Raw genomic sequence first — 8621 nt, 5'->3', positions numbered from 1 at the left:
ATTATATTTAGAATATCATTATTCTTTTGGAGAGTAAATACTAATAGTGAAAACATAAACAACATTCGGGAAAATAAATTTGCACGGAGATTATCTACTTTACTAGTCATTGGAAAAAAGCGAAGTAAATGTTATGATCTTTACCATAAAAATAACCGTCTAAGGGGATTACAATGCATTATCATTCTATATTTGATATTGTTGGTCCGGTTATGGTAGGTCCTTCAAGTTCTCATACAGCTGGAGCAGCAAGGATAGGAAAGACAGCCAGAGAGATTTTTGGCAGAGCACCAAATAAAGTTGAGATTACCCTCTATGGTTCCTTTGCTCAAACCTATCGTGGACATGGTACAGACCTTGCACTGGTTGCAGGTATTTTAAACCTAAATGCAGATGATGAAAGAATTGTTCATTCTTTGCAGCTTGCCAAAGAGTCTGGAGTGGACATCGTTATTAAGACCGTGGCAGAGGAATCCGACTTTCATCCAAATACTGCTAAGGTTTTTTTAAGTGATCAGCGGGGGTCACTGGAGGTGGTTGGTATTTCCGTTGGTGGGGGTAAAATTAGAATAACAGAAATTGCAGGCTTTAAAATATCACTCAGCGGAGAAAGTCCAACTTTATTGGTATTTCACCATGACCGTTTTGGAGCCATTGCTAAGGTAGCCCAGGTTTTAGCCTGCAATGAAATCAATATAGGCCATATGGAGGTGGCAAGAAGGTCAAGGGGAGATCAAGCCCTCATGGTTATTGAAACGGATCAGGATTTAGCGGAGGGGATCATCGAAGAGGTTAAAAAGATCGAGCCTGTATATCAGGTTGCTTTACTCAATCCATAGGACAAGAGGGTGCAAGCATGAAATATCGTACGGTTGCTGAGTTAGTACATATTGCCCAAGAACAGGGGAAATCCATTGGTGAAATAGTCATCGAACAAGAGGTTCAAGCCACTGGACGCCCAGTGGAAGAGGTATTTGCAACCATGAAAAAAAGTTTACAGGTGATGCAGGCGGCAGTCGAAAAAGGAATTAATGAAGAAATCGTTTCACGTAGTGGTATAACGGGTGGTGATGCTAAAAGATTAGGTGAATATGCCAAAAGTGGCAAAGGTCTTAGCCAAGGGGTTGTGCTCGATGCCGTAAATTATGCACTGGCCACCTCCGAAGTTAATGCTTCCATGGGTCTCATTGTAGCCACGCCGACCGCTGGCTCCAGTGGGGTTTTACCAGGCTGCCTATTGGCAACGGGAAAGCACTTGGGCAGTTCCCAGAGGGAACTGGTAGAGGCCTTATTTAATGCTGGTGGTATTGGTTATGTTATTGCCAATAATGCTACCATTTCGGGGGCTGCCGGTGGCTGCCAAGCAGAAATTGGTGCTGCAGCAGCAATGGCAGCTTCAGCAATCGTGCAATTGGCAGGTGGTACACCCGAGCAATGCGCCCACGGAGCGGCTATGGCCTTGAAAAATTTACTTGGGCTAGTTTGTGATCCGGTTGCTGGCCTGGTGGAAGTACCATGTATAAAAAGAAATTCGATGGGAGCGGCGGTAGCCATCGTAGCAGCGGACATGTCACTGGCGGGAATAAAAAGTGTAATTCCCTGTGACGAAGTGATTGAAGCCATGTATAAGATTGGAACCATGTTACCTTCATGTCTACGTGAAACTTCGTTGGCTGGTTTGGCCAAAACCCCAACCGGGGAGGAGCTAAATAAAAAAGTACATAATCTAAACCAGCAATAGAAAAGGGCGATGGAATACTCCACCGCCCTTAATGGTTCTTCCTTATCCAGCAGCAACTTGTACATCTTCAAGGGCTGCCCGGATCATAGCTTCTACCACTCTAGAAACCGGCAATCCAGAATCCTTGGATATTTTTTTAATGTGATGGATGGTTTCATTATCGCTAATAATATTTATTTCCTGAAAACTGTTAAGGTGAACAACTTGTTCCTGTGAGATTATTTCAATATGTTTTTGTAAATTAGTCATCATTTACTACGCCTCCATTTTTTATTGTTAGAAAAGCTTGGCTCGTTTGCTTGTGACCTAAAGGTCACAGGCAGGCGAGCCGTAGCCTTTCTTATACTATCATCTTTAAAATCTTATGCCTTCTGATCGTGTTACGATAAATCAATTCCCCATTATAGGCCTAGATACCTTCGGAGAATTCTGTGTAGCTTTGTCGATATGAAAGAGGCTTTCGACATTGATTCTACAGATAGGATATTAATGTCGTAGAATAGGATTGGCATATTTTAGATAAAATATAGCCTATGAACAATGTAATTTACCTAAAAATGGTTGACATGGAACAAACTCACTGGTGGTATAAGGGAAGAAGAGAAATTATTGGAAAATTAGCTTTGCCTTTCTTGGGATCTAAAATTAATATGCTGGATGCCGGTTGCGGTGCTGGGGGAACAATGGAATATATGTCAAAATATGGATCGGTAATTGGGGTAGACATTTCACGGGAAATGGTGGAACACTGTCGTAATATCGGACTATCTGCCTACTGTGCAAGTGTGGATAATCTTCCCTTTGCAGATCATGCCTTTGATCTAGTTTTTTGCCTGGATGTTTTGGAACATCTGTCGGATGAAAGATCTGCCCTAAAAGAATTAGTAAGGGTAGTTCGCCCAGGAGGTATACTACTATTTACTGTTCCGGCCTTTAGCTGGCTCTGGGGTAAACATGATGATTTAAATAACCACTATAGGAGATATAATCGCGGTGATTTTAGCAAACTTATGAGGGAGTTTGACCTCTCCATGGAGAGAACAACTTATTTTAATTTTTTTCTTTTACCCCCGATCTGGTTTATTAGGAAAATGGGCAAACACCCACTCTTTCAAAAAGAAACGGATTTCGAATTTGGAATGGGAGTTGTTAATGAGCTTTTGTTTGCCTTATTAAGAATGGAGGGGGCTATTTTAAGGTTTACGAATATTCCCATTGGGGTTTCCCAGGTGATGGTGGTTAGAAAAATAAAATAAGGCATGTCTTTGACAATGCCTTGACCTATAAAGTATAGATTTATTTTGTTGGTTTGTTTTCTTCCGTGTTTTCTTTTCGGCAACCGCCACTTCCTTCACCAACAAAAATTTCTCCTAAGGAAACTTTATAGGGCTTAGGTTTTAGCCCATGTGGATTCTGTTGCTTTTGCTTCATCGTTTACTCCCCCTTTATTTTTAGTGTTTCCTAAATCGACAACAATATTTCATAATACAATAATCTTAGGGACATTGGCCAGTAATAATAAGGAGGTAGAGCATGGCACAAAAGAATTGGCAAATATATTTATGGAGATGTTCCCTCTGTGGCTCAAAGGCCTATGGAAAAAAACCCCCAGCCCAATGTAGCAAGTGTAATAGTGAAGCGAACCGACATGTACTTATACCTAAACAAGATCAAAATAAAACTTTGGATTTTGAAAAATATTTAGGAATGCCCAGTCTAAATAGTTTTTTATATCTGGTGGGTTCAGCCCTTGATGATAAGGTCAATGTCATGTGTTGCAATAGCGTAACGCAAATAAACTTTTGTCCTTTAAGAGTTGCGGTGGTTATTAATAAAAATAACCTGTCCCACGACTTGATTAAGGAAACAGGATTTTTCACCCTCGCCCCATTAACCAAAAGCCAAGGTAAAATAGCCCATTTTTTTGGGCGCAACTCTGGTCGACAGGTAAATAAACTGGAAAATTACACCTATAAGCTTGTGAATTCTGGTTGCCCCGTTATCGATGGTTGCCTAGGCTATTATGAATGTGAGGTTGAGCATGGGTCCACAGTGGAATTTGATAGTCATACTTTATTTGTAGCAAAGGTAATAGACGGTTCTTTAAATTTAAATAAACCTCAATTGACCTATGATGAGTACAAACAGGAATTAAGATTTTGAATAATTAAAATATTGCTCAATTATAGTACCAAATATAAACATTTTTCTTGCGACTATTTTTACTTTCTATTACAATTGATGTTAATAAAAGTTGGTGTTAATAAAGGTTAAGGGGGGTAGGCTAATGTTTGTTAAAGATTGCATGACCACATCACCGATTACCATCTCTAAAAATACTCCTATTCTTGAAGCCCTTGAAAAAATGAAGAAGTTAAAAATTCGCCAACTGCCTATTACGGATAAGGGTCGCTTGGTGGGATTAGTCACGGAAAGAGAATTATTAACAGTCACACCTTCCCCAGCCACTACATTAAGTATTTTTGAGATGAATTACCTTCTTACTAAGATGGTCGTGGGAGAAGTTATGGTAAAAGACCCCATTACAGTGCATCCTGAGACAACGGTGGAAGAAGCAGCACTGATTATGAGGGATAATAAAATTGGCAGTATGTTGGTAATGGCAGACGATGAACTGGTGGGGATCATTACCCAAACGGATATCTTTGATGCTTTCATTGACTTTTTCTGCATAAGGAAAGCCGGTACGAGACTTGTGCTGCAAATTCACGACAGAGTGGGTGCCATAGCAGAATTAACAGAAATTATTAAAGATATGAATATTAACATTAGGGGCCTCGTTATTCATAGAAAAGCCAATGATGTTGTGCACATGGTTGTGCGGGTTAGCACCATAGAACCAGAACCTTTGGTAAAGGAATTAGAGTCCAGAGGGATTCCAGTAATTTCTTGTACAATCAGTTAACCAATATAATAAAACCTCCGAATTAAATTCGGAGGTTTTTATTTACCCCTTATAGAGAACCTGTTTATTAATATCTTTGATGGTATTGCAACCAGTTAAAATCATAGCTTGTTTTAGTTCCGAAGCCATTTTATTGAGTATCAGCTTAACCCCTTCCGTGTTTCCGCCAAAGGCACCAACCACCAAAGGTCTTCCTACCAGTACAGCATCTGCTCCTAAGGCCAGAAGTTTCAGGACATCTACACCAGTACGTACACCACCATCGGCAATGATGGTAACTTTTCCTTGTACGGCTTCAACGATAGAGGGAAGTACCTCAGCTGCACCAGGAGTAAAATCCAATATGCGTCCACCATGGTTGGACACGACGATAGCACGAACCCCCGCTTCTGCTGCGGTGATGGCTTCATCAACTGTCATAATCCCTTTAAGGATAAAGGGGAGGTTGGTAGCAGCCACCAGTTCTTTTATTTCTTCCTTCGTTTTTGGGCCTACCGGCTGACCTTTAAGGGCCATCGTAATCAGACCGGCACCGTCAATATCCACCCCCACTGCTTTGGCACCGGCTTTTTCAGCCCGTCGAATGCACTCAATAATTACTCCTTGTTCCCTGGGCTTAATGATGGGAATTCCATGCCCCTGTTCGGAGATAATCGCTTCCAGACCGGAGTTATACATTTCGGGGTCAGCGCCGTCACCTGTCCAACCCAGGGTTCCTGCCTCCTTGCTGCCAGAAACAATCATCCCAATAAAATCTTTTTCCGATATTGAACCACCCATGTTATATGGGGTACCGGTCATGGGTGCAGCCATAATGGGAGAGGAAAGCTTCGAGCCAAACAATTCGACTTCGATATTGGGGTCCTTTGCGTTGTGTAAAGTTCTCATGTTTAAGTTATATGCTGCCAAAGCAGCTAGGTTATTTCTAAAACCTATACCGGTACCCGTGCCACCCATACCGGGAACCTCTCCGGCACAAACACGGCCATCGCAGACAGGGCAAACACGACAATAGCCCTTAAGTTTTTCTTTTGCCTGAGTTTTTAGTGTGTTAAAATCCATCTGCCAAAATCACTCCTACATTTTAGAATTTGTTTTTTGTAAGGTTTTTTCCACCTGGGGTTCCATGCTAGACATATGATCGCTAGTCTCTGAAGCAGTGGATGCATCTGTTGGCATGGTATCCGGTGGGATTAACGAAAGAAAAAGCTCCCTGGTATCCGGTTTCCACTGGGCATCGGTGTGAAAGATTTGATGAATGGTAGACAATGTAACGAATGTCGTACCCTCAACTACAATGGGAATGTCTTTTAAGGAAAGGCTTTGACCATTTATTAATGCAGCCTGCCCATTGGAGGTCAACTGTGCAATAAAACCTGGTTGTGTTACGTTAATTGTCCTGTTAGCATTATCCCAATTAAGTGAATAACCAAATACTTGACATAATAGCTTTAAGGGGATATAGGGTTGATTCTGTTTAGAAAATAATTTAGATTCCTCACCAACGATGATTGGTTCATTATTAAGGTATAACTTTATAGGCTTTGTGTCAACAAATCCCTCGTTTAAATCAATATCATTCCAGACAATAATAACCGGTATACCCACTTGGACCTGGTCAAAAAGCCATAAAACATCTTGATTATGAAGCCTGATACAGCCGTTGGAGGCATAGGTACCAATGGATGAGGGGCTGCTATTCCCATGTATACCGTAAGCACCCCCAGGAGCGCTCAGACCTAACCAACGAGTCCCTAGGGGATTATAAGGACTTCCACCGGGAATATTTTTCTTATAATAGGGTGGGTTTACTTGCTTATTGATGATCTTGAAGTTCCCTTCGGGCGTAAAGTTGCGCTGTCTGCCTGTGGCCACAGGGAATACCTTGGCCAGCAAACCCTCTTCATAATAACCTAGTTGATTTGTTTTTTTGTTGATAATGATCATTTGGTTTTTTTCTGTTGCTTCGGCGGCGGGCGCGAAAACAAAGAACGACACAGCCGTGCAAAGGGCTAATGCCGTACGCCAAAAAAAGCATTTATTAAATAACGTAATTACCCCTCCTTATAAGTCAGCTAATACATACTATTAAGCTGCGAGGTTAACTATGAAAGAAAAGATTGTATATTTATGGAATAGAAAACATTGGTTGCTACTTGAGGGAACAAAAGTTATAATCGGACAAGAGATTAAAAAAGGAGAGCATCGGTTTGCACGATATATTAACGACTATTGAGGAAAGAGCGATACTGGTGGCAGTTAAACTGCCAGGTTCTAAGGAACAGGAAGTACAAGATTCGTTAGATGAATTGGCTAGTTTGGCGGATACTGCGGGTGCAGTGGTCGTTGGGACGTTTATACAAAGTCGACAGCGCCCTGATTCGGCAACCTTTATTGGTAAAGGAAAGGTCGAGGAACTGGCAGTATATTGTCAGGAATCCGAAGCCAATATTGTTATCAATGACAGGGAGTTATCACCTGCCCAAGCGCGAAACCTAGAAGATCGTTTAGGGGTTAAGGTTATTGATCGAACACAATTGATTTTGGATATATTTGCCCGAAGGGCCCAAACAAAAGAGGGAAAATTACAAGTGGAATTAGCGCAGCTTAAATACCTATTACCTCGTTTAACCGGTCAGGGTATAAAGCTATCACGCTTAGGCGGCGGTATTGGTACAAGGGGACCCGGCGAAACGAAGCTTGAGGTAGATCGAAGAAGAATCAGGAAGCGTATATCCGATCTTGAACAAGAACTAAGGGAAGTGCAACGACACAGAAGCCTATTAAGAAAGAATAGGAAAAGTGAACCGTTGCCATTGGTTAGCCTTGTTGGTTACACCAATGCAGGCAAGAGTACATTATTAAGAACCTTAACGGGAGCAAATGTTTTGGTGGAAGATAAGCTTTTTGCAACCCTGGACCCCACGACAAGATGTATATCCTTGCCGAATAATGATACTTTGTTACTGTCAGATACAGTTGGTTTCATTCAGAATTTACCCCACCATCTAGTTGCCGCTTTTCGTGCAACCTTAGAAGAAGTTCAAGAGGCCGATTTACTCCTTCATGTGGTTGACGCGTCCCACCCCAATTACGAAGGGCAAATTCGTGCAGTAGAAGCTGTATTGCAATCCCTAAATGTTTTCGATAAGCCAATCATAATGGTGTTTAATAAGATAGATTTAATAAAGGACGTGCAGGAACTTCCCTTTACGGAAAACCCAAAGGTTTATATCTCTGCAGCGAATAATGAGGGAATGGAACAGCTATTAGATAGGATAACTGCTGTTTTAAAGCAGAGGTATTCTGTACTAAAACTGACCGTACCCTACGCGAAATCGAACCTAACGGCAATCCTTCATCAAAAGGGAAAGGTTTTGCATGAAAAATTCACACCCCAAGGGATCGAAATGGAGGTAGAGGTCAGCAGCATTTGGGCTGAGAGAATTAAAAAACAGCTATAAAAACATTTCCCGACAAAAAGTTATTTTCCAACTTGACTCTTCAAAAACGTTATGTTATCATTAAAAACGTTGCAGGGCTTGTCTGATAACAACTGACAAGACGCAACAAACAAAAATTTACCACTTGAAATTAACATGCGAAGAGTGGTAAGATAAGCTTCCGGTCGCGAGATCGGGACAAGCAAAACGAACGGTCTTTGAAAACTAAACAGCAGATGATGGATGAAAAACAGGTCAAGTCAAAAGTCGGGTTAACCCCCGAAACTAAGACGACCACAAAAAACATCCTCGTCAAGCGTTATTAAAAGACGCTAGCGAGTAAATCAAGATAAGAAAGAGCCAAAAAACTCTTAAGATATTGCAAGATATTTTACGGAGAGTTTGATCCTGGCTCAGGACGAACGCTGGCGGCGTGCCTAACACATGCAAGTCGAACGGAGTATAAAAGGAAGCTTGCGAATTTTATACTTAGTGGCGGACGGGTGAGTAA

Annotated in this window: 10 protein-coding genes and 1 rRNA gene; 7 read left to right on the top strand and 4 right to left on the bottom strand. The window is 41.4% G+C overall.

What is annotated here, in order from left to right; genetic code table 11:
• The first annotated feature begins 173 nt into the window (after nucleotides 1–173).
• Together sdaAB and sdaAA are read left to right on the top strand one after the other, a co-directional pair.
• Nucleotides 174–839: an L-serine ammonia-lyase, iron-sulfur-dependent subunit beta gene (sdaAB, locus tag AC1U9Z_RS17215; RefSeq protein WP_479958455.1), complete on the top strand. Its 666-nt coding sequence runs from the start codon at nucleotides 174–176 to the stop codon at nucleotides 837–839.
• Nucleotides 840–856: 17 nt separating this feature from the next.
• Complete coding sequence (sdaAA, locus tag AC1U9Z_RS17210; RefSeq protein WP_479958454.1) at nucleotides 857–1741, top strand: L-serine ammonia-lyase, iron-sulfur-dependent, subunit alpha; 885 nt, start codon at nucleotides 857–859, stop codon at nucleotides 1739–1741.
• A 42-nt stretch (nucleotides 1742–1783) separates the two neighbouring features.
• Here sdaAA and AC1U9Z_RS17205 read toward each other — a convergent pair whose 3' ends face one another.
• Nucleotides 1784–1993, bottom strand: a complete 210-nt coding sequence (locus AC1U9Z_RS17205) for a hypothetical protein (protein WP_333531703.1) — start codon at nucleotides 1991–1993, stop codon at nucleotides 1784–1786.
• Between the two features lie 281 nt (nucleotides 1994–2274).
• On the opposite strand from AC1U9Z_RS17205, the gene AC1U9Z_RS17200 reads away from it, so the two are divergent.
• A complete protein-coding gene (locus AC1U9Z_RS17200) occupies nucleotides 2275–2997 on the top strand; it encodes a class I SAM-dependent methyltransferase (RefSeq protein WP_479958453.1) in 723 nt (240 codons plus the stop codon).
• Nucleotides 2998–3037: 40 nt separating this feature from the next.
• On the opposite strand, the gene AC1U9Z_RS17195 is transcribed toward AC1U9Z_RS17200, so the two are convergent.
• Complete coding sequence (locus AC1U9Z_RS17195) at nucleotides 3038–3172, bottom strand: hypothetical protein (RefSeq protein ID WP_479958452.1); 135 nt, start codon at nucleotides 3170–3172, stop codon at nucleotides 3038–3040.
• A gap of 102 nt (nucleotides 3173–3274) precedes the next feature.
• Here AC1U9Z_RS17195 and AC1U9Z_RS17190 point away from each other — a divergent pair, with 102 nt between their 5' ends.
• Both AC1U9Z_RS17190 and AC1U9Z_RS17185 read left to right on the top strand, forming a co-directional pair.
• Complete coding sequence (locus AC1U9Z_RS17190) at nucleotides 3275–3904, top strand: flavin reductase family protein (RefSeq protein WP_479958451.1); 630 nt, start codon at nucleotides 3275–3277, stop codon at nucleotides 3902–3904.
• A 124-nt stretch (nucleotides 3905–4028) separates the two neighbouring features.
• Nucleotides 4029–4667, top strand: a complete 639-nt coding sequence (locus AC1U9Z_RS17185; protein ID WP_479958450.1) for a CBS and ACT domain-containing protein — start codon at nucleotides 4029–4031, stop codon at nucleotides 4665–4667.
• Nucleotides 4668–4709: 42 nt separating this feature from the next.
• Here AC1U9Z_RS17185 and AC1U9Z_RS17180 read toward each other — a convergent pair whose 3' ends face one another.
• Together AC1U9Z_RS17180 and AC1U9Z_RS17175 are read right to left on the bottom strand one after the other, a co-directional pair.
• Nucleotides 4710–5729: an alpha-hydroxy-acid oxidizing protein gene (locus AC1U9Z_RS17180; protein ID WP_479958449.1), complete on the bottom strand. Its 1020-nt coding sequence runs from the start codon at nucleotides 5727–5729 to the stop codon at nucleotides 4710–4712.
• Between the two features lie 15 nt (nucleotides 5730–5744).
• The gene (locus AC1U9Z_RS17175) at nucleotides 5745–6614 is read right to left on the bottom strand and encodes a L,D-transpeptidase family protein (RefSeq protein WP_479958448.1); all 870 of its coding nucleotides are present in this window, start codon (nucleotides 6612–6614) and stop codon (nucleotides 5745–5747) included.
• A gap of 263 nt (nucleotides 6615–6877) precedes the next feature.
• Between AC1U9Z_RS17175 and hflX the strand changes: the two genes are divergently transcribed.
• Together hflX and AC1U9Z_RS17165 are read left to right on the top strand one after the other, a co-directional pair.
• The gene (gene hflX / locus AC1U9Z_RS17170; RefSeq protein ID WP_479958447.1) at nucleotides 6878–8131 is read left to right on the top strand and encodes a GTPase HflX; all 1254 of its coding nucleotides are present in this window, start codon (nucleotides 6878–6880) and stop codon (nucleotides 8129–8131) included.
• 369 nt (nucleotides 8132–8500) lie between these two features.
• Nucleotides 8501–8621 (top strand): 16S ribosomal RNA (locus tag AC1U9Z_RS17165); the annotation flags it as partial.

The organism is Desulfotomaculum sp., assembly GCF_982386235.1.
This window is presented reverse-complemented; position numbering and strand designations above follow the sequence as displayed.